Consider the following 19,822-nt stretch of genomic DNA (forward strand, 5'->3'; position numbering starts at 1 on the left):
TTTACGACACTCATCTATTTTAGTATTACTCTGCTACTCATTTACATCGAATTAACTTGACCAAATAAATTAATGACTGGTATGTGACGTTTCCACACCGGTTTTGATATCCCCGTACACCTGGGTTTGCCCTTTACCTGAGCCATCGCTGGCACAGCCTGCCAACGCCAGCAGGCTGCATAATAAACTTAAAGACAAGAATTTTTTCATTTTTTATAGTCCTTTAATTAGAGGGTTAACTTAATAACTCTTCATGAGTCTAACATAATGCGATGCTGAATATAATAAAAATTTTCGCTCCTTTTCCGTTAACGGGCGGATTTGCTGTACCGGAGAACCCAAATACAGATAACCGCTCGCCAGACGTTTGCGCGGGGGTACCAGACTGCCGGCACCAATCATCACATCATCCTCAATAATCGCATCATCCAGAACAATCGAATTAATCCCCACCAGCACCCTGTTACCAATCGTACAGCCATGCAGATTAACATGATGACCTACAGTAACATCCTCACCAATCACCAATGGTGAGCCATCCGGTTTGGCTGCTGTTTTGTGGCTGACATGCAGCATACAGTGATCCTGAATATTGCTTCTGGCACCAATACGCATACTGTTCACATCTGCGCGAATCACCGCAAACGGCCACACAGATACTTCTTCCTGCAAAATTACATTCCCGATAACCACAGCCATATCATCTATATAACAACTATCGGCAATTTGTGGTTGCGTATCTAAATAAGAACGAATATTGTTTTTCATGTTTTTGACCTTATCCTGTTACATTATGCAATATTATTTATAGCAGAAGATAAATATAAGCTCCTGCTCTTTCCACCCGATTTACCTGAAAAACCGCAAATTTACAGGTATTTTTCTCTTGAGAATACTATGTCTGAAAATGTTTTGTTGAATCTGGATAGTGAACCCCGTTTCGATGCCATTAAGGCTGCAGATATTGAGCCGGCAATGACCGAAGCGATGCAGCAGGCTGCTGCCGCTATCACCGCCTTGAAAGCTGAGCCTGATGCCAGCTGGAATAACACCGTAGAAGCTTTAACCAGTATTACTGAACGTGTCGGTCGTATCTGGAGTGTTGTTGCCCATCTAAACAGCGTGGCAGATACACCTGAATTACGTGCGGCCTATAATGCACTGATGCCTAAAGTAAGCGAATTCTTTACTGCGATCAGTCAGGATATTGCCTTATATGAGCGCTTTAAAAGCATCAAAGCCAGTGCAGAATATGCACAGTTGAGCCCGGCACAGCAAACCAAACTGAACCATGATTTAAGAGATTTTGTTCTCAGCGGTGCCGAGCTGCCGGAACAGGAACAGGCGGAGTTTGCAGCCTTACAGGCAGAAGGTGCGCAGCTTTCCGCAGCCTTTAGTCAGAATGTTCTGGACGCCACTGATGCATTTGCATTGTATTTTGCTAATGGCGCAGAACTGGCTGGTCAGGAAAATACATCCGGTCAGACCAGCACAGATGCCGACTTTGCACGGGATAGCGAAATCAGCGGATTAACAGAAGAGGCACTGGCCATGTTTGCCGCAGCGGCACAGGCAGAAGGTAAAACCGGCTATAAAATCGGGCTGCAAATGCCGCATTATCTGGCAGTAATGCAATATGCCCACAATCGCGAACTGCGCCGGCAGCTGTATCATGCCTATTCAACCCGGGCCAGTGAGCTTGGCGAGGCTAAATGGAATAATACCGCCAATATCAACCGGATTCTGCAGATTGCCGCACGTGAAGCTCAGTTACTGGGTTTCCAAAACTATGCAGAATTATCGCTGGCAACCAAAATGGCTGATACACCCCAACAGGTGATGACCTTTCTTCAGGATCTGGCGAGCAGAGCCAAACCTTTTGCTGAAAAAGATCTGGCTGAAGTTAAAACATACGCACGAGTACATCTCAGTCTGGATGATTTACAGCCATGGGATATGACCTATGCCAGTGAAAAACTGCGTCAGGCTAAATATGCATTCAGCCAGACTGAAGTAAAAAAATATTTTCCGGCTGATCGCGTTCTCGCAGGTCTGTTTGCCCAGATTGATAAATTGTATGGCGTTCATTTCATCGAAAAACAGGTACCGGTATGGCATCCTGATGTTCGCTATTATGAGCTTGAACAGGGCGGGGCCATCATCGGTGGCGTCTACATGGATCTGTATGCACGAGCCGGTAAGCGCGGCGGTGCATGGATGAATGATTACCGCGGCCGCCGTCGTTTTATAACAGGCGATCATGCCGGCCAGCTGCAAACACCTATTGCGTATCTGGTGTGCAATTTCACGCCGCCTGTAGCCGGCAATACCGCACGCCTGAGCCACGAAGAAATCCTGACTCTGTTCCACGAAACCGGTCATGGTCTGCATCATCTGCTGACTCAGGTAGATGAACTGGGAGTTTCCGGTATCAATGGCGTGGAATGGGATGCGGTAGAAATGCCCAGCCAGTTTATGGAAAACTTTGTCTGGGAATATGATGTGCTTGCCGGCATGAGCTGCCATCAGGATACCGGCGCGGTACTGCCTGAGGAGCTTTATAAGAAAATGCTGGCTGCAAAAAACTTCCAGAGCGGGCTTTGGATGCTGCGCCAGATGGAGTTTGCTCAGTTTGATATGGAAATCTACAGCCATCCGGGTTGTGACTGGCAGCAAACCTTGCAGGAAGTACGCCGTCGGGTAGCCGTGATGCCTCAGCCAGATTTTAACCGCTTTGCTCATTCTTTCAGCCATATCTTTGCCGGTGGTTATTCTGCCGGTTATTACAGCTATAGCTGGGCAGAAGTGCTTTCTGCGGATATTTATGCCGCTTTTGAAGAAGAAGCGGATGCAGCGGCAACAGGCAAACGTTTCTGGCACGAAGTACTCGCTGTCGGCGGCTCTCGTCCAGCGATGGAATCCTTTAAAGCATTCCGCGGCCGTGAACCGCAAATCGATGCACTGTTACGTCACTGCGGCTTTCATGAAGCTGCCTGAGTTTCAGTAAAGAATAAAAAACGCGATGACTACATCGCGTTTTTTATGGCAATTTCTTGAACTAAAATATAATAAAACATTCAGATTAAAAGATAACTTACCGGCATCTGCGTATATCACAGCTAATTATTTTATCGGCGGCTGTTTGTTATTGTCTATAAATGTTATTTTCAAAAAAGTTTGTATTTAAACTTTATTATGATTAACATTAATCATATTTAATGTCATTTAAAGTTAATATTAATTAATTTAATTGCTGTGCTATGATTCATCAGCAACCGGTAATCATTTACAAAGATGGGGAAAATGAATAATACAAAGCAAAACTACTGGTTTTTAGAGGTAAATAATAACCGGAGTGATATTTTTATTCGTAATAATAAATGGATATATGCCGGCAATAATAAGAAAGATATTGAGCAAATTCATTTGATAGCTGCCGGCGATCAGGTAGCAATCAAATCCGTCTCTCCTCAGATATCTGATCTGCCTTTCGAAAACAAAGGCTATCCTGTACCGGTAACACAAATTAAAGCCATCGGTACTGTTATTGAAAATCCGGGTGATGGTAAATCTCTGAAAGTCAGCTGGCAAAAATCTACTCCTGAAAAAAAATGGTATTTTTACACCAGTCTGAAAACCATCTGGCTGGTAAATAAAGATACCAACTGGCAATCGGAGCAATTGATTAATTTCACCTTTGATGATCAGCCTCAGGATATTGATCAATTTTGTCAGATGCCTTATTGGCAGGAACGTTTTAATAATACAAATTATGACCCGGCTATGAATAATCAAAATCAGCAGAAGCTTAATAATAATGCCAGATGGCAAACAACAGTACATTATTTGATTCAGGAATTATGTGAAAAAAATAATAGTAGTATTTTTACCCGTCAACAATTCCTGCAAGAGTATGAACAACTACTGCAAGAACGATTTCCGAAAAATAACACAATAAAATACAGTATCAGTCGCACTTTTCAAGAGTTACGTGATGAAGATATTTTGATTTTTTTGAATAATAATGGTCAATATAAATTAGCAAGTTATGATTCAGATATATCAAATAAAAATAATATTAGTAGTGAGGAAAATCCAGACCAAAAGAATATACTCAGAAAACCTTATCTTCTGGATGATTTAATAGAAGAAGGCTGTTTCATCAGCAAAGATGAATTAGAAAGTATTCAGACAAAATTAAAAGAAAAGAAAAATATAATTTTACAAGGACCGCCCGGTACCGGTAAAACCTGGCTGGCAAAACGATTGGCCAGTGTAATCGTTGGCTATCGTAATTCTGACAATATTAAAGCAATCCAGTTTCATCCGAATACATCCTATGAGGATTTCATCCGAGGCTATCGCCCTTCCAGCGACGGCAAACTTGAATTAGTTGACGGCCCTTTTCTTAATATAGCCAATCAGGCAGAAAATGATCCTGACGCAAACTATGTTATTGTTATTGAAGAAATCAATCGCGGAAATCCGGCACAGATTTTTGGAGAAATGTTAACACTGCTCGAAGCCAGTAAACGTAATCCTCAGGAAGCACTGGAGTTAACCTATGGAAATGAAAAAGGCTTTTATATTCCGGATAATCTGTATGTCATTGGCACCATGAATATCGCTGACCGCTCTCTGGCTATGGTTGACTTTGCATTGCGGCGCCGCTTTGCATTTTTTGATCTAAAACCAAATTTTGATGATGAGTGGCTGGAATATATGAAAGACAAATCAGGAATTTCAGAGGAAAAATTACAGAAATGGCAAAATTGTATGATTAAACTGAATAAAAAAATTAGCGATGACCAAACACTTGGTCCTGCATTTACCATTGGACACAGCTACCTGACCACCAGTCAACACATAGAAGATGATAAAGCTGATAAATGGTTTACCACTATTGTTGAAACTGAAATTATGCCTTTATTGGAAGAATACTGGTTTCATGCCCCCGAGCAAATTAAGGCAGCCAAGCTAAAATTATTTCCTGTAACCAAGAAATAACAACTAACTAAAAAATATATATGTCTAATAAGCAGGAAACCAGTACTACAGTAGCCAAGATACCGATTAAAAATATTTGGTTATTGTTACTTTATGCTTCTAATTTATACCAGACTTTGGGTAAACAGCAACGAGTTCAATTGGAAAATAATCCTGAAGATCTGATTAAGCTGGCTGCCGAATTGTATTGTAAGGCTACCGAAAAACTCATGCGATCATTATCCTGCGGATATACACAACAGACGCAAATACTGAATCGTGTCAGAGGAAAAATAGATATTCTTGCTACAGTACGACAGCATTTACTGGAAAAGGGCAGAATACAATGTCAGTTTGAGGTTTTAACTATTGATACACCAAAAAACCGCTATATTCATGCAGCCGCTCACACTTTATTGCCTCTGATAGAGGATGAAAAATTAAAAATCCGATGTCAGAAAATTATCAGCCACTTTAATACACTGAAAATAGGCCAGTCAACTCACTATGATTTCAGAGCCGACTATTTTGATCGGTCCGGCACACAGGATAGATATTTACTCACCTTATGCCGTCTTATTTTTAAGCTGGCTATTCCGACAGAACAGGCCGGCGTGCAATCGGCCGAACAAATTAATAAAACTGATACTTGGTTACGGCAATTATTTGAAGAGGCTACAATAGGCTTTGCCCGGGTTAATCTGCCAGCCAGCAGATGGAAAATCAGTTCCGGCAAACGGTTATTCTGGCAGCAGAAGTCTGCAAGTAACAATATAAATAAATTTCTGCCCCAAATGCGAACAGATTTAATTATTGAACACTCAGCCTGCCAGCATCGTATGATTATCGATACAAAATGTACCTCTATTGTTCGGCAATCAGGTTCTAATAATAGCAAAAAGTTTAAAAGTGCACATATTTATCAGCTTTATGCCTACCTGAGAAGTCAGGAAAACACTACTGATGCCCCATCTTGTCATGCAACCGGGATGTTACTGTATCCGGCTATTGATGAGAACATAAATGAACATGTCATTATTCAAAACCACACAATCAGATTTTCTACCATCAATTTACAGGAAGATTCCAGACTAATCAGAAAAAATCTTCTGCGTTTATTAAGCCAGTGTAATTGTATACCTACCAATAATAAATAATTTAGATTATCTACCCTGATTACCTATCCGCCAATCACGTATTTTTTGGATATACCTGAATAAGAGCAGCCAGTTTTTCTACTAATTCTTTCCAGTTACTATCTTTTACCAGTAAAAAACCTTCTTTATTAACCTTTTCACCTTGTTTCAACATTTTTTTCTGATTAATTACCCATGCTCTATAATCAGAAGGAATCTGTACCAAGTCCAGATGTGCTGCTAACACTTCTCTTGACTCAGGATTAACCGGCTTGGCCAGATACCAGGTAAATCTGTCTTCAATACAAACCAGTCTGGTTAAGTCCAACTCTAAAATATAATCACCGCGTGAGTTAAATAAAATAATGTAAAACGGCTGTCCATTATTCCAGGAAGTATAACGAATAGAAGACTGATCAGGAAAAGTTAGTTGCTGATAACAACCATCTATACTGTCTACGGCCTGCTCATCAATTTCTTCTAACTCCGCTTTTTCAAAAAAATCAGCCAGATACTCCATTATATCGAAACCAAACTTCTGATATTGTTTGAATAAATTGCTGTTTAATCTAGTTTCATTTTCGGCCATTTGTATCTCCACTTTAATAATCAGCTGCTTTATTAATTTATTTTAATATCAATAATTTTGTATGGTAAGACTAATTAATTCTTAAAGCATTTTTGATATATTCTGCTCAATGTTCCGGTTGCTATTTCTATAGTTACACTTTTTCGAAAACATCAGTTTATACTGAAACAGTGAAAAGCCGTCTATTCATTTTTATAGCCGGCTTTTATCTGACATTTTATTATTCATCCTCAATTAATGCATCTACAAATGCCCGGGCATCAAACGGGCGTAAATCATCAATACCTTCACCCACGCCGATAAAGCGTACCGGAACCGGTCGCTTGGCTGCCAGTGCCGCGAGAATACCGCCTTTGGCTGTACCATCCAGTTTGGAAACAATCAGACCGGTTAATCCGAGCGCATCATCAAAGGCTACAACCTGATTGATGGCATTCTGTCCTACATTGGCATCCAGTACCAGCATGACTTCATGCGGGGCGTCAGGCAAGGATTTTTGCAGGACGCGTTTTACTTTTTTGATTTCTTCCATCAGATGCAACTGAGTAGGCAGGCGACCGGCAGTGTCTGCCAGTACCACATCAATACCGCGTGCTTTGGCCGCCTCCAGAGCATCATAACAGACTGCTGCTGAGTCGCCGGAAGCCTGAGCAATCACGGTGACATTATTGCGTTCACCCCATTGCTGCAATTGTTCGCGGGCTGCTGCACGAAAGGTATCGCCGGCAGCCAGCAGCACGCTTTTACCCTGACTTTGAAAATATTTCGCCAGTTTACCGATACTGGTAGTTTTACCGGCACCGTTCACACCAGCCATCATAATCACAAAGGGCTTTTTATCATCCGGTAAAATCAGTGGCTGATCCAGTGGCAACAGTAATTCATACAGGGCTTCTTTCAGAGCACTGCGCAGCTCATCTCCGTTTTTCAGCCCTTTCAGGGTAACCCGCTGGCGCACCTGTGCCAGCAGTTTTTCTGTGGCTTCAATTCCCATATCACTGGTCAGCAATACGGTTTCCAGTTCTTCATACAAATCTTCGTCGATTTTACCGCCGCCAAACACTGAAGCCAGAGATTTGGCCATTTGATTGCGGGATTTGCTCAGCCCCTGTTTTAGCCGTGCAGTCCAGCTCAGTTTAGCCGGTTTTTCTGTCTGCTCACTCACTGTATCCGGCTCAGCAGCTATCACAACTGTGTTTTCACTAGCGACAGGTGTCTGAACTGGTGAGGCAGTATCGTCTGTTACAGCAATGGCTGCCGGTTCATCTACTGCTGTGGGTACAATAATATCTTGTTCTGTTTCGGTCTGTGGTTGAACGGGAGCGGTGTCGGCCTGCTCAGGTTTTTCTGCAACAGGATCACTGATAGCCGGTTCAGGCTGCGGTATTACTTCAGTCTGAACAGAATCATCAGCTATATTCTGTAATTGTTCTGAGTTTTCCTGCTGGTGAGGGGCCGGTACGGGCTGCTCAGCAACTGGCTCAGTATTTTTTTTTCGTTTAAAAAATCCAAACATGGGCTTTCCTGAATACGATATGAGGCCAAAGCTGAATCACAACCGATCTTTGGCATTGGAATAATTGTGCTATTGTAGCTTACAGAGATTTATTTGATAATGTGCTGCGATACTATTATTTATTTTATTCAGATAGTTTTGCCTTAAAGTACTTCTGTACAGGTTAAAAATCAGACAGAACAAACTGGATTGGCTGCGTATTTACAGCTCTGAATTTACACCACCTCATAATTATGATTAATAACAACAATAGCCTGAGAGTTATTAAAAGTTACCAAATTCAAACGTTTACTATATTCTGCATAGGTTTGCCGGGCTGACTGGACAAAAGGTTCGTCAATATAATGCGGCAAAGGATAAAAATCGATGCAGTTTAAACCTGTATAATTGTTCAGTTCCGGAGCCAGGCTGCTGTCATCCATTATTTTATTATATTCTATGTCTGCTGCCAGAATAATTGCACCGGCAGATTCGCCAATATAAACGCAGCCTTCAGCAATTCTTTGAGCAAGCAGCCGGTCAAGATTTTTTCTTTTCAGTTCCTGCAATAAATAAAATGTATTACCGCCGGTTATGCAAATAATTTCTGCTGCCGAAAAAGCAGTATGGCACTGGCGGATATCCGCTGTGGCAATATCCAGTAAATCAAGTTTCAATCCAAGCTGTGTTAATACTGATTTACCTTCATCTATATATTTTGTGTAGCCTTCAACATTACCGGCTGTAGGGATAAACAGAACACGCTTGCTATTAATTTTATTGTTCTGCATAAAATCGGCAAGCTTCTGACCGGTTCCAGCAATATAAGATGTTAAAAAAATCGTTTGCATTGTAGTTTCCAGCCTCTCTGTTTTATATAGTCCGGTCACCGAACTTAATTATTTAGTAATTCAGACCATGTTTCCGGTTGTTCCCAGTTTATCCGATATAATTCAGTCTGATGCCGATTATAGGGCTGATCATAAATCCAGTGTTGCCATTGCGGCACCAGACTGCCGCTTATCTGAGGTTTATCATCAATCAGAATATCGCCGCGCACCCAGGTTTTATCTTTGGCCAGAATTATGCGCTGCATCCAGTCTTCACCCAGATGCTGGCATACCCAGTCAAATTTTTCGGATACACAATAGTGATAATCCTGTATAGGCGAGGTACAAATACGCACATCATGGCCGGCCTCCAGCAGGCGCTTAGCTGCTGAAATACCATGCTGCATAGGCGGTAATGAAGCAAAAAAACCTTTACTGCTATAAATTTGCGCCAGTTGTCGGTGAAATTCGGGAGCCATATCATCACGCAGGTAAAAATGTCTGCGTTCTGTCAGGGGCAGCGGTTGCTGATAGGTTTGCTGCCATAGTTGTCTTACTCCCTGCTCAAAGTCGGCCAGAACACCATCCTGATCCAGCAAAATCAATTTAGATGCCATACAAATTCCCGAGGTGGCGTATATGATTATAAAGCAAATTAATTTATAGCATGTTTTTTAAAGCCAGCCGTACACCTTCACTGACGTCTGTACCTGCCGGTATATTTTTACAGGCAGTACGGGCTTCTTTATCGGTATAGCCTAAAGCAAGCAATGTATTAATAATATCTTCGTTATTGCCGGCTGTATTCTGTGTAAACAAACCGGTAGCATCATCACTGGCGGCAGCAAGTTTGCCACGCAATTCCAGTACCATGCGTTCGGCGGTTTTTTTACCGATGCCTGGTGCAGCTGTCAGGCGTTTAATATCTTCAGTAGCAATAGCGGCAGCCAGCTCCTCACTGGTCAGTGCGGATAAAATACCCAGAGCACTTTTGGCTCCGATACCGCTTACCTTTACTAATGCACGGAATGTTTCCCGTTCTTCGCGGGAGCCGAAACCAAATAGCAGATGAGCATCTTCACGCACGACCAGCTGAGTATACAGTGCAGTTTCTTCACCTGCGGCCGGTAAAGTATAAAAGGTTTGCATGGAAACCTGAGCTTCATAGCCTACACCATGAACATCCAGTACCACTACCGGCGGATTTTTTTCCAATATGATTCCGCGTAAACGGCTAATCATGATATTCCCTTCCCAACAGCCAGATATATAAAAGCCCGTGCATCATATCACGGGCTTTTTTCTGAGCCTGAGCAATTTTACAATACAGTCAGCATTGATTTTTTGGCCTCATCGGCACGCTGCTGCTGTTTAAACGGACCCATGCGGACAACATAGCTGTTCTGAACTTTCACAAGCTTAGCCTGCTGTTCGCTTCCTGCACTCTGTAAATGACGTGAAGTGGTTTTCAGATATTTCTGAGCCTGCTCCTTACTGTCAAATTTCTGCAGATCCACGTAAATATTACCACTGGTACCTGCCGGTTGCAGACGCTCTCCGGGCAGAATCTGCTCTACCCGTACCTGAGCAGTACCGGCACGTACAAAACCTAACTGCTGTGCGGCAGCATAGGATACATCCATTACCCGGTTAGCATGAAAGGGACCGCGATCATTAATACGTACAACCACTGTCTTCCCATTGGACAGATTGGTTACCCGTGCATAACTGGGGATAGGTAAAGTCGGATGGGCGGCGGTCAGCATCTGGCTGTCAAAGCGCTCGCCTGATGAAGTTTTACGGCCATGAAAATTTTTGCCATAGTAGGAAGCTTTACCTACCTGACTGAAACTGGCCACTTTTTGTAGCGGATAATAACGTTTGCCCGCTACCTGATAGCTAAGATTAGCTGTTTTATGCAGATGCTCTGCAGGTACTACTGTAAGATTAGATACTGATTTTTTGGGATGATAAACTGGTGCAGACAAATTACCTGATGGTCCGGCATATGCCGCACTCAATCCAAGTACCATGGCAACACTAATAAATAACAATTTAATTCTGATCAAACCGTATTTCCGTTTCTTTGAGTAAAAGACGCAAAAACCAGACACGCAATTACCATTTGCGGGTAAATAATACATAGTCCGGTAAAGACTGAATTTCTACTAAGACAGCAAAAAACAGTGGCAGCCACTTAAAATGTGGCAGAAGAGGCTGGTGCCTCAATTGGCAAGAACAAACACCGGCTGTGATTAAAACAGCACACTGGCGGGTTCTGAAAATCGCTTACTAACCGGCAAAATCGCCTTGGTTGTAATGCAGTTAACAATTGAATCAGGTATTTAACTGGGCGACACTATGCCAAACAGACTTCAGTCTGTCAAAGATTTTTTCATTCCGGATGTGCGAGTGTCCAGACATAAACCTGCGCAACACCTGATTTCTTAAGGGTCTGAGCCAATTCGAAAATTGTTGCGCCGGTGGTCACAACATCATCTATTAACAACAAGTTACGTTTTTTAACTGCGCTATTAAGGCGAAATACACCGCGTACATTATGCAAACGTGCTGATTTTTTTAAAGTTGATTGCGGTGGCCGGTGACAACGCTCTATCCAGTCTGGTGTCACTACCGGCAAGGTATAGTGCCTGGCAATGATTGCAGCCAGTAACTGGCTCTGATTAAAACCACGCTCAAACAGGCGCCGGCGGCTCAGCGGCATAGCCAGTACAGCATCTATTTTTACCTTCTCCAGCCACTGCGGCGGCTGTGCCAGCATCAGTGCTGCCAGTGTATCCAGTAAAGCAAGCTGCCGCTGATGCTTAAATGCACTCAGCATTTGCTGTAATGGTGCGGCATAACGGTAACTGGCATATAAAGTTGTAAAAGGCCACTTCTGGCCGCACTGTTCACACACTCCGGCTGTCAGCCCGCCGGCACGGCAACGCAGACAGATATCAGTATCAGAACGCCGCAAAGCAGCCATATCCTGCCTGCATGACCGGCACAAACCTGAGACATCCGCACAATCGTGGCATAATAAACAGTGCGGTGCGCCGATGCAGGCGTGCCAGAATGAAGTAAGCAATGAAGTTATACTCATGATCACACCTTCGCGAACGTTATTGATACATGGCTGGGGCGCTAACCACCATATATTCGACCTTTTACAGGCATATCTGCCAGCCCCATGGCAACAAAACTGGTATACCCCAGACCTGCCCGGGCATGGCTGTGCACCGTTTAATGGCAATTTCAGTATAGACAGTATTGCAGACCAGCTGGCCGCACAGCTTATGGCTCCTGCACATCTGCTTGGCTGGTCACTGGGCGGGATGGTGGCACTGACTCTGGCCGCCCGCTATCCGGAGAAAGTAGCCACACTGTGTCTGACTGCCAGTCTGGTCAGACTGCTGGCCGGCAGCGATTATCCGCAAGGGCTGAAACGTACCAGCCTCAATATTATGGCCGATAAATTTCGTGAAGATTATCCCAAATACATGCAGCAGTTTCTACATTTGCAGATGCTGTATGCAGACACTTCAGTACAAACCAGTGTTAACAGCCTGATACCGGCTATTTGTCAGTATGGGCCGCCTGCTGCTCTTAACGCGGCTTTGCATGCGTTAGAACAGGCTGATTTACGCCCTTTACTCACTAGCATAAACTGTCCGGTATTACTGGTTTATGGTGATCGCGATGCCATTACCCCGCCACGTATGGGTGAATACATTCATCAGCGGCTGCCGCAAAGCGAATGGTGCCTCCTGCCACAGGCTGCACATACACCGTTTTTAAGCCATCCTGATCAATTTGCCCGTGCACTGTGCCAATTTTGGGAGCGACACACATGACAACTCTGCCACACAAGCCAGACTGGTTTCTCCATGCACATCTGGCCGCTACGCTGGATGAACGTCTGTGTATTCTGAAACAACCGCCGGAACAGATTATCCTCGCAGCAGCAGACGGTGATGAAAGTTACCGTTTGCTCAGCATGCGTTATCCGCATGCGCATTTTCAGGAGTATGACAGTCGCGAGGCTTATTTACAGGCAGCACAGATTATTCGCAAAGCCAAGCAAAACTGGTGGCAAAAACTCCACAGCAATCTGCCAGCACAAACCGTTTCCGACCAGCTTCCCGGCAACCAGTCTGCTGATATGGTCTGGAGTAACCTTGGTCTGATTCACCAGAATGATCCCGTGGCTGTTATCAGAAACTGGGCCGGCGCTTTAAAACCGGATGGCTTGCTTTTTTTCAGCCACTTTGGTCCGGATACCCTGAAAGAAGTCATGACACTTTGGCGTACAGAGGGTATAGTAGTGAAAACACCGAATCTGATCGATATGCACGATCTTGGAGACATGTTGTTTCAGCACGGTTTTTATGATCCGGTAACAGACATGGATATGCTGACTCTGCAATACACCAATGCAGAGCGCTTTATTGATGACATGCGCACAGCCGGACTATGGCAAAGTCTGCAATTTAACAGTGAAATCGATGCAGTTCGTATTCTGGCTGATGCATGGCAGAGCAATGATATTCAAAATGTTACGCTTGAGCTGGTATACGGACACGGTGTTAAAAAACAGGTACTGCCCGACAATACAGCACCAGTACAATTTTATCCCTCATCTACAACTTAGAATCCGAACATTATTAATATAATATGAAATTCTCGGCATTATTGCGTAATAGCATACTTATTATTACTACATTCGTTACCATCACTGCCTGCAAAAACACCACACCGGTTACTCCTCCTGCTCCGGCCAAACCTCGCGCTGTTATCGGACTGGCACTTGGTGGCGGAGTTTCTAAAGGCTTTGCGCATATAGGGGTAATTAAAGTCTTACAGGAAAACCATATTCCGGTAAGGGTTGTTACCGGTACCAGTGCTGGTGCACTGGTTGGCAGCATGTATGCTTCCGGTATGAGTCCGGACAGGCTGGAGCTTGAGGCTGAAATACTGAATAAAACCGATTTAGTTGATCCGGTACTGTCTACATCCGGCTTTATCAAAGGACAAAAACTGCAGGATTACATCAACAACAAAGTTCGCAATAAACCGATTCAGCAGTTTCCTATCCGTTTCGGCGCAGTGGCTACTGAATTCGGTACCGGCCGCATGGCTGTTTTCAACAGTGGTAATGCCGGACAGGCAGTACGCGCATCGGCCAGTATACCCAATGTTTTTCAGCCCACAGTAATCGGCAATAAAAGTTTCGTCGATGGCGGTCTGGTTGCTCCGGTACCGGTCACAGCAGCCAAACAGCTGGGCGCCAATGTAGTTATTGCAGTAGATATATCTGCTAAACCGGCACGTCTGACCAGTCAGGGATTTTTTTCTTATCTTGACCAGAGCCTGAATATCATGAGCGCATCAGCCCTGAACAGCGAACTGAGCAAAGCTCAGGTCGTAATCCGTCCTCAGGTACAGAAACTGGGTACAGTAGGCGGTTTTGACCAGAAAACTCAGGCTATCCGGCTGGGTGAACAGGCTGCCAGAGCAGCCTTACCGCAAATTCGTGCGGCACTGGCGAAATATCAGGTTAACTAAACCATATAAAACAGTGAGCAACCTATGCAGACTGCCTGTGTGGCAGTCTGTGTTTTTATTCTGGTTAATACTAATTAAAATATTGCAAACCGAATAATTGCTGATTTAATGAATTTTAACCATAGAACAGATTACTGGCTGATGGCAAAAAGCTTACCGAATACTATTTCTGAATTAAATATAACTTATAAAAAGCCCGATTATTACGGGCTTTTTAATTTGTTTAATTACTAAATTCAATCAGGATAGCAGAATAATGAAGCCTGTTTATATCTTAGTAACATTCACTTTTTTATTTCCATGAATTTTCAGGTAAATCAATATTTCTTTGAGCTTGCTCCAGTGCCTCTTGTAATTGCCGGATATTTAACGGAACACAATAAGCAGGTTTAGCCCGCTCAAATCGCCAGCTATCAGACAGCAAACCGGCATCAACAAAATCATAACCGACCTGATCCAATATTTTAAATACAGTTTGTTTAGCAGTTAAATCATTGCCTGCCACAGGAATGGCTCTTCTGTTTAATTTATCGTTTGGTCTGGCATCTTTAATAACATCTCTTGCCAGAATCGCATTAAAAACTTTAACCACTTTGGATTTCGAAAAATGCTGAGCAACCAATTCACTGGTTGTGATTTCACGCTTATCTAATTGCGGCCAGTGCCCGTCGCGATCAGGATAATAGTTCATGGTATCTAATATTATTTTATTACTCATTGATTCAGCAGGTAGTTGCAGATAATTATTAAATGGAATAGCAATCAGAATAATTTCTGCAAACTCAATAGCTTCTTCCTGGCTTCCAATTTCACAGCCTATGCTGCTAGCCACACTGAACAATGTATTTTTCCCTCTGGAATTACTCACCATCACTTGATAACTTGCCTGCATAAATAGCTTTGCCCAGGCCTGACCGATAAATCCTGCTCCGATAATGCCAATCTTTTTCATCGTAATATTTCCTTTTCTAAATAGTGCGCTGTATTATCAGTACAAATTAAAAGGCAATAAATACAAATAAAATTGATTGATTAACAACTGAAAGTTGGCAATATGAATTTATTCCGATGTATGCAAGCATTCATTCTGACCGTAAAAACCGGTTCTTTTGCCGCAGCATCCGTTTCACTAAATACATCACCGCAAATGATTGCTAAATACATAGCATTTTTAGAAAATTATTTAGGATTAAAACTGCTTAACCGAACCACACGATCACAAAATCTGACCGAATTCGGCAAACAATATTACCCGAAATGCTTATCTATTTTAGCGGAAATCCAGGCAACTAAAGTACTTGCACAACAATTCAGTGAAGAGCCAAAAGGCAATTTAAGAATTAGTGCTCCCGTAAGCTATGGTTATTACAATTTAATACCGGTAATCAGCGATTTTATGAAACGCTATCCAAAAGTAGAAGTTGATATTCAATTAAGTGATCGCTATGTAGATTTGGTTCAGGACAATTTTGATGTTGTGTTCCGTATTGGCCAGTTAGCTGATTCAGGTTTAATTGCGCGAAAATTAAAACCCTATCAACTCACTTTTGCCGCTTCTCCCAGTTATCTGGCTCAGCATGGTGTTCCGTCTGTACCAAAGGATTTAGAGAAGCACAATTGTCTTATTTATCAGTACATGAATCCAAATAAACATGATTACCTTTGGCCATTTATGATAAATGGAAAAAAAGTTAACGTTTCTATATCAGGTTCATTACAAAGCAATGAGACTCTGGTATTAGCAAAAGCCGCAATTGAAGGACTGGGTATTACTATGTTGCCCGAATCCATGCTTAGCGATGCCATCAGACAAAATAAGTTACTCCCCATATTACAAGATTTTTTACCACCGGCAAAAGAAGTACATCTGCTTTATACAGCCGACAGACAACGGCCGTCAAAACACAATATTTTTATTGAATTTGTGGTTAATGCCATGTCTTAGTTGCTGCTATCTGTTATATCAGCGATATCAAAATGAATATATCTAACTTCACAATTTACAAATTGGTTTCATCGGTATTTTAATGATTGATTCATCTGGTATTGCTTTATTGATATCTGTATATCCTCTATATCAGTTAAACCTAATTTTTATATTTACTGCCCTGCATTTAAGAAACTTCTTAAGCTAAGATGATTTTTTATAAATGAAACAAAAATAAATAATCATCCAAGAATTTTGCTAACCCGATTTAAATTACTTGATTGACACTACTTTATGATTACGTATGGTTGTAGAAAAATCTTGTCCATCTATACCATGATTTGTAAAAAATAGAAAACTATTTCCCGTTTTATCAGGGAAAAAAATTTCTTGATATATTATCGTGTCTTCACTAAGATATTCAAAATAAGAGCATCTCCATAGTTCTTCTCCCTTTTTATTGTATAAAACGACGAAGTATTTATTACCACCTAATATTTCTACAATTGAAATTGGTGAAGTGGGCAGATGTTTGTATATATTGGCATAGTACTCACCATCTTCACTTTTTACTGTTGAGTCAAGATTAAAATTTCCGTAAAAACTGGATGACGAAAACAGACACAGCCAATAGAAAAATGCAAAATAACCTATCATTTTTATCCATTTTATACTTTTTTTCATAATCCATCGCCCCATACTTTTATTATAGACTGGTTTCCATCTTTAATGCTGATTATGCTCTATATCACCGTATACTTCCTTGATTTTATTTTTTATATCAGCGTCACTCCAGTCCTCTTCTGAATATCTTAATAATTTACTGTCTTTAGTAGGAATAAACAAAGGACTTACATTATCGTATAGATAAGCATAATGGGGGGAATGCCATATTTTCTTACCTTGTTTGTTATATAAAACATAAAAATATCGATTTCCCTGTATCAATTCATAAACCGCCAGCGGGGTTGTTGGCAGATGCTCATATACATTTATGTAATATTCACCATCCAAACCGTTTATTGTATCGCACAGATTAAAATCACCATAAAAACTGGAGGACGAGAAAAACCACCACCACAGCACCATAATTAGCACTAATATATTTTTTTTAAATACAGCATTTTTGCGTAGTATATTTTTAAAAAATATATGGATATTATGTTTCATTTTATTTCCTATGGTTTTGTTTAATTTTATATTGATATTAATATCATCATAACCATCACTTTTTCTAAAAAGCTAAATATTTTTCATTACTCCCGGAAGATTTAAACCCAGCATCAATATCTATTCAGGAAACAGCCAAACTGAATAAGCTCCAACTTACTACAAATATTTATCGTATAAAATAAATTTTTGTCATTTGTTATGATATGAAATATGCAAGCAAAAAAGGAGGCTTTTATTATTTAATATTTTATCTCGTTTGATTTTTGAGTTAAATTAACTTAATTCTATCCTGCATCCAAGAATTTTGCTAACCCGGTTTAAATTACTTGATTGGCACTACTTTATGATTACGTATGGTTGTAGAAAAATCGTGTCCGTCTACGCCATGATTTGTCGGGCAAATAAAAGTGTTATTTGTTTTATCAGGAAAAGACATCATAGTAGACAGTGCTTCTTCGCTAATATATTCAAAATAAGATACTCTCCATAGCTCTTCTCCCTTTTTATTGTATAAGACAATGAAATATTTATCACCGCCTAATATTTGCACAATTGAAATTGGTGAAGTGGGCAGATGTTTGTATATATTGGCATAGTACTCACCATCTTCACTTTTTACTGTTGAATCAAGATTAAAATTTCCGTAAAAACTGGATGACGAAAACAGACATAGCCAATAGAAAAATGCAAATAAACCTATCATTTTTATCCATTTTATGCTTTTTTTCATAATCCGTCGCTCCATACTTTTATTATAGACTGGCTTCCATCTTTAATACTGTTTGTGTTCTATATTACTGTATACTTAATTTATTTTATTGTTATATTAACTGTTTTCCATTCTTTATCATAATATTTGAATGAATTACTTTTTTTAGTCGGTATCGAAAAACTATCTACATTATCGTATAGATAAGCATAATGGGGTGAACGCCAAATTTTCTTACCTTGTTTGTTATATAAAACATAAAAATATCGATCCCCCTGTATCAATTCATAGACCGCCAACGGGGTTGTTGGCAGATGCTCATATACATTTATGTAATACTCACGATCCTCACCGTTTATTGTCTCGCACAGATTAAAATCACCATAAAAACTGGAGGACGAGAAAAACCACCACCACAGCACCATAATTAGTACTAATATATTTTTTTTAAATACAGCATTTTTGCGTAGTATACTTTCAAAAAATATATGGATATTATGTTTCATTTTATTTCCTATGGTTTTATTTGATTTTATATTGATATTAATACCATCATAACCATCACTTTTTCTAAAAAGCTAAATATTTTTCATTACTCCCGGAAGATTTAAACCCGGCATCAATATCTATTCAGGAAACAGCCAAACTGAATAACTTCCAACTACCTACAAATATTTATCGTATAAAATAAATTTTTGTCATTTGTTATGATATGAAATATGCAAGCAAAAAAGGGGGGCTTTTATTATTCAATATTTTATCTCGTTTGATTTTTGAGTTAAATCGATTTAATCCTATCCTGCATCCAAAAATTTTGCTAACCCGGTTTAAATTACTTGATTAGTACTACTTTATGATTACGTATGGTTGTAGAAAAATTGTGTCCTTCTAAACCATGATCTGTAAAAAATAGAAAACTATTTCCCGTTTTATCAGGAAAAAAAATTTCTTGATATAATATCGCCTCTTTACTAAGATATTCAAAATAAGAGCATCTCCATAGTTCTTCTCCCTTTTTATTGTATAAAACGACGAAGTATTTATTACCGCCTAATATTTGCATAATTGAAATTGGTGAAGTGGGCAGATGTTTGTATATATTGGCATAGTACTCACCATCTTCACTTTTTACTGTTGAATTAAGATTAAAATTTCCGTAAAAACTGGATGACGAAAACAGACACAGCCAATAGAAAAAAGCAAATAAACCTATTATTTTTATCCATTTTATACTTTTTTTCATAATCAGTCGCCCCATACTTTTATTATAGACTGGTTTCCATCTTTAATGCTGATTATGCTCTATATCACCGTATACTTCCTTGATTTTATTTTTTATATCAGCGTCACTCCAGTCCTCTTCTGAATATCTTAATAATTTACTGTCTTTAGTAGGAATAAACAAAGGA

At 40.6% G+C, this 19,822-nt stretch carries 22 protein-coding genes; 7 read left to right on the forward strand and 15 right to left on the reverse strand.

Annotation, left to right across the window (positions count from 1 at the left end):
• Positions 1-69: 69 nt before the first annotated feature.
• Both GYX91_RS10730 and GYX91_RS10735 read right to left on the reverse strand, forming a co-directional pair.
• Positions 70-210: a hypothetical protein gene (locus GYX91_RS10730; protein ID WP_171991516.1), complete on the reverse strand. Its 141-nt coding sequence runs from the start codon at positions 208-210 to the stop codon at positions 70-72.
• 30 nt (positions 211-240) lie between these two features.
• Positions 241-768, reverse strand: a complete 528-nt coding sequence (locus GYX91_RS10735) for a gamma carbonic anhydrase family protein (protein WP_174830792.1) — start codon at positions 766-768, stop codon at positions 241-243.
• A 129-nt stretch (positions 769-897) separates the two neighbouring features.
• Between GYX91_RS10735 and GYX91_RS10740 the strand changes: the two genes are divergently transcribed.
• The 3 genes from GYX91_RS10740 to GYX91_RS10750 all read left to right on the forward strand — a co-directional run bounded on the left by GYX91_RS10740 (position 898) and on the right by GYX91_RS10750 (position 6,143).
• On the forward strand, positions 898-2,997 hold the full coding sequence (locus GYX91_RS10740) for a M3 family metallopeptidase (protein ID WP_174830793.1): 2,100 nt from the start codon (positions 898-900) through the stop codon (positions 2,995-2,997).
• 306 nt (positions 2,998-3,303) lie between these two features.
• On the forward strand, positions 3,304-5,007 hold the full coding sequence (locus GYX91_RS10745; RefSeq protein ID WP_174830794.1) for an McrB family protein: 1,704 nt from the start codon (positions 3,304-3,306) through the stop codon (positions 5,005-5,007).
• A gap of 20 nt (positions 5,008-5,027) precedes the next feature.
• Positions 5,028-6,143: a 5-methylcytosine-specific restriction endonuclease system specificity protein McrC gene (locus GYX91_RS10750; RefSeq protein WP_174830795.1), complete on the forward strand. Its 1,116-nt coding sequence runs from the start codon at positions 5,028-5,030 to the stop codon at positions 6,141-6,143.
• Between the two features lie 34 nt (positions 6,144-6,177).
• On the opposite strand, the gene GYX91_RS10755 is transcribed toward GYX91_RS10750, so the two are convergent.
• The 7 genes from GYX91_RS10755 to GYX91_RS11125 all read right to left on the reverse strand — a co-directional run bounded on the left by GYX91_RS10755 (position 6,178) and on the right by GYX91_RS11125 (position 12,142).
• Positions 6,178-6,711 (reverse strand): hypothetical protein, encoded by a 534-nt coding sequence (locus GYX91_RS10755; protein WP_174830796.1) that lies wholly within the window; start codon positions 6,709-6,711, stop codon positions 6,178-6,180.
• 220 nt (positions 6,712-6,931) lie between these two features.
• Entirely contained in the window at positions 6,932-8,227 is a 1,296-nt protein-coding gene (gene ftsY, locus GYX91_RS10760; protein ID WP_174830797.1) for a signal recognition particle-docking protein FtsY, read from the reverse strand.
• A gap of 215 nt (positions 8,228-8,442) precedes the next feature.
• A complete protein-coding gene (locus tag GYX91_RS10765) occupies positions 8,443-9,057 on the reverse strand; it encodes a Type 1 glutamine amidotransferase-like domain-containing protein (RefSeq protein WP_174830798.1) in 615 nt (204 codons plus the stop codon).
• Positions 9,058-9,101: 44 nt separating this feature from the next.
• A complete protein-coding gene (locus tag GYX91_RS10770) occupies positions 9,102-9,653 on the reverse strand; it encodes a 5'-3'-deoxyribonucleotidase (protein ID WP_100126044.1) in 552 nt (183 codons plus the stop codon).
• Positions 9,654-9,696: 43 nt separating this feature from the next.
• On the reverse strand, positions 9,697-10,278 hold the full coding sequence (ruvA, locus tag GYX91_RS10775; RefSeq protein WP_025331789.1) for a Holliday junction branch migration protein RuvA: 582 nt from the start codon (positions 10,276-10,278) through the stop codon (positions 9,697-9,699).
• Between the two features lie 77 nt (positions 10,279-10,355).
• Positions 10,356-11,105, reverse strand: a complete 750-nt coding sequence (locus tag GYX91_RS10780; protein ID WP_269146745.1) for a septal ring lytic transglycosylase RlpA family protein — start codon at positions 11,103-11,105, stop codon at positions 10,356-10,358.
• Between the two features lie 326 nt (positions 11,106-11,431).
• Positions 11,432-12,142: a ComF family protein gene (locus GYX91_RS11125; RefSeq protein ID WP_238791344.1), complete on the reverse strand. Its 711-nt coding sequence runs from the start codon at positions 12,140-12,142 to the stop codon at positions 11,432-11,434.
• On the opposite strand from GYX91_RS11125, the gene bioH reads away from it, so the two are divergent.
• Genes bioH through GYX91_RS10800 form a run of 3 tightly spaced genes read left to right on the forward strand, consistent with a single transcriptional unit; the run spans position 12,141 to position 14,604 of the window.
• On the forward strand, positions 12,141-12,893 hold the full coding sequence (gene bioH / locus GYX91_RS10790; protein WP_174830799.1) for a pimeloyl-ACP methyl ester esterase BioH: 753 nt from the start codon (positions 12,141-12,143) through the stop codon (positions 12,891-12,893). The two genes, GYX91_RS11125 and bioH, sit on opposite strands and share 2 nt — an antisense overlap.
• A complete protein-coding gene (locus tag GYX91_RS10795) occupies positions 12,890-13,690 on the forward strand; it encodes a methyltransferase domain-containing protein (RefSeq protein ID WP_174830800.1) in 801 nt (266 codons plus the stop codon). The genes bioH and GYX91_RS10795 overlap by 4 nt, the downstream gene beginning before the upstream one ends.
• Positions 13,691-13,713: 23 nt before the next feature.
• Positions 13,714-14,604, forward strand: coding sequence for a patatin-like phospholipase family protein (locus GYX91_RS10800; protein ID WP_078475239.1), 891 nt, complete (start codon positions 13,714-13,716; stop codon positions 14,602-14,604).
• A 292-nt stretch (positions 14,605-14,896) separates the two neighbouring features.
• On the opposite strand, the gene GYX91_RS10805 is transcribed toward GYX91_RS10800, so the two are convergent.
• On the reverse strand, positions 14,897-15,556 hold the full coding sequence (locus GYX91_RS10805; protein WP_174830801.1) for an NADPH-dependent F420 reductase: 660 nt from the start codon (positions 15,554-15,556) through the stop codon (positions 14,897-14,899).
• Between the two features lie 120 nt (positions 15,557-15,676).
• On the opposite strand from GYX91_RS10805, the gene GYX91_RS10810 reads away from it, so the two are divergent.
• Entirely contained in the window at positions 15,677-16,549 is an 873-nt protein-coding gene (locus GYX91_RS10810; RefSeq protein WP_171991518.1) for a LysR family transcriptional regulator, read from the forward strand.
• A gap of 255 nt (positions 16,550-16,804) precedes the next feature.
• Here the strand turns inward: GYX91_RS10810 and GYX91_RS10815 are convergent, their stop codons facing one another.
• The 5 genes from GYX91_RS10815 to GYX91_RS10835 all read right to left on the reverse strand — a co-directional run bounded on the left by GYX91_RS10815 (position 16,805) and on the right by GYX91_RS10835 (position 19,656).
• Positions 16,805-17,215, reverse strand: coding sequence for a DUF6201 family protein (locus GYX91_RS10815; protein WP_144235858.1), 411 nt, complete (start codon positions 17,213-17,215; stop codon positions 16,805-16,807).
• Between the two features lie 42 nt (positions 17,216-17,257).
• Positions 17,258-17,701: a DUF6201 family protein gene (locus GYX91_RS10820; protein WP_078475243.1), complete on the reverse strand. Its 444-nt coding sequence runs from the start codon at positions 17,699-17,701 to the stop codon at positions 17,258-17,260.
• A gap of 325 nt (positions 17,702-18,026) precedes the next feature.
• A complete protein-coding gene (locus GYX91_RS10825; RefSeq protein WP_370520390.1) occupies positions 18,027-18,449 on the reverse strand; it encodes a DUF6201 family protein in 423 nt (140 codons plus the stop codon).
• Positions 18,450-18,514: 65 nt separating this feature from the next.
• Entirely contained in the window at positions 18,515-18,919 is a 405-nt protein-coding gene (locus GYX91_RS10830) for a DUF6201 family protein (protein ID WP_255454447.1), read from the reverse strand.
• Positions 18,920-19,245: 326 nt separating this feature from the next.
• Positions 19,246-19,656, reverse strand: coding sequence for a DUF6201 family protein (locus GYX91_RS10835; RefSeq protein WP_144235861.1), 411 nt, complete (start codon positions 19,654-19,656; stop codon positions 19,246-19,248).
• Positions 19,657-19,822 lie beyond the last annotated feature (166 nt).

Origin of the sequence: Snodgrassella sp. ESL0304 (genome assembly GCF_013344995.1) — a bacterium.
Classification (GTDB): Bacteria; Pseudomonadota; Gammaproteobacteria; order Burkholderiales; family Neisseriaceae; genus Snodgrassella; species Snodgrassella alvi.

Excerpts from the sequence above, each read along its gene's own strand:
- GYX91_RS10730 (WP_171991516.1), bottom strand. The coding sequence starts at position 210 with ATGAAAAAATTCTTGTCTTTAAGTTTATTATGCAGCCTGCTGGCGTTG.
- GYX91_RS10735 (WP_174830792.1), bottom strand. The coding sequence starts at position 768 with ATGAAAAACAATATTCGTTCTTATTTAGATACGCAACCACAAATTGCC.
- GYX91_RS10740 (WP_174830793.1), top strand. The coding sequence starts at position 898 with ATGTCTGAAAATGTTTTGTTGAATCTGGATAGTGAACCCCGTTTCGAT.
- GYX91_RS10745 (WP_174830794.1), top strand. The coding sequence starts at position 3,304 with ATGAATAATACAAAGCAAAACTACTGGTTTTTAGAGGTAAATAATAAC.
- GYX91_RS10750 (WP_174830795.1), top strand. The coding sequence starts at position 5,028 with ATGTCTAATAAGCAGGAAACCAGTACTACAGTAGCCAAGATACCGATT.
- GYX91_RS10755 (WP_174830796.1), bottom strand. The coding sequence starts at position 6,711 with ATGGCCGAAAATGAAACTAGATTAAACAGCAATTTATTCAAACAATAT.
- ftsY (WP_174830797.1), bottom strand. The coding sequence starts at position 8,227 with ATGTTTGGATTTTTTAAACGAAAAAAAAATACTGAGCCAGTTGCTGAG.
- GYX91_RS10765 (WP_174830798.1), bottom strand. The coding sequence starts at position 9,057 with ATGCAAACGATTTTTTTAACATCTTATATTGCTGGAACCGGTCAGAAG.
- GYX91_RS10770 (WP_100126044.1), bottom strand. The coding sequence starts at position 9,653 with ATGGCATCTAAATTGATTTTGCTGGATCAGGATGGTGTTCTGGCCGAC.
- ruvA (WP_025331789.1), bottom strand. The coding sequence starts at position 10,278 with ATGATTAGCCGTTTACGCGGAATCATATTGGAAAAAAATCCGCCGGTA.
- bioH (WP_174830799.1), top strand. The coding sequence starts at position 12,141 with ATGATCACACCTTCGCGAACGTTATTGATACATGGCTGGGGCGCTAAC.
- GYX91_RS11125 (WP_238791344.1), bottom strand. The coding sequence starts at position 12,142 with ATGAGTATAACTTCATTGCTTACTTCATTCTGGCACGCCTGCATCGGC.
- GYX91_RS10795 (WP_174830800.1), top strand. The coding sequence starts at position 12,890 with ATGACAACTCTGCCACACAAGCCAGACTGGTTTCTCCATGCACATCTG.
- GYX91_RS10800 (WP_078475239.1), top strand. The coding sequence starts at position 13,714 with ATGAAATTCTCGGCATTATTGCGTAATAGCATACTTATTATTACTACA.
- GYX91_RS10805 (WP_174830801.1), bottom strand. The coding sequence starts at position 15,556 with ATGAAAAAGATTGGCATTATCGGAGCAGGATTTATCGGTCAGGCCTGG.
- GYX91_RS10810 (WP_171991518.1), top strand. The coding sequence starts at position 15,677 with ATGCAAGCATTCATTCTGACCGTAAAAACCGGTTCTTTTGCCGCAGCA.
- GYX91_RS10815 (WP_144235858.1), bottom strand. The coding sequence starts at position 17,215 with ATGAAAAAAAGTATAAAATGGATAAAAATGATAGGTTATTTTGCATTT.
- GYX91_RS10820 (WP_078475243.1), bottom strand. The coding sequence starts at position 17,701 with ATGAAACATAATATCCATATATTTTTTAAAAATATACTACGCAAAAAT.
- GYX91_RS10825 (WP_370520390.1), bottom strand. The coding sequence starts at position 18,449 with ATGGAGCGACGGATTATGAAAAAAAGCATAAAATGGATAAAAATGATA.
- GYX91_RS10830 (WP_255454447.1), bottom strand. The coding sequence starts at position 18,919 with ATGAAACATAATATCCATATATTTTTTGAAAGTATACTACGCAAAAAT.
- GYX91_RS10835 (WP_144235861.1), bottom strand. The coding sequence starts at position 19,656 with ATGAAAAAAAGTATAAAATGGATAAAAATAATAGGTTTATTTGCTTTT.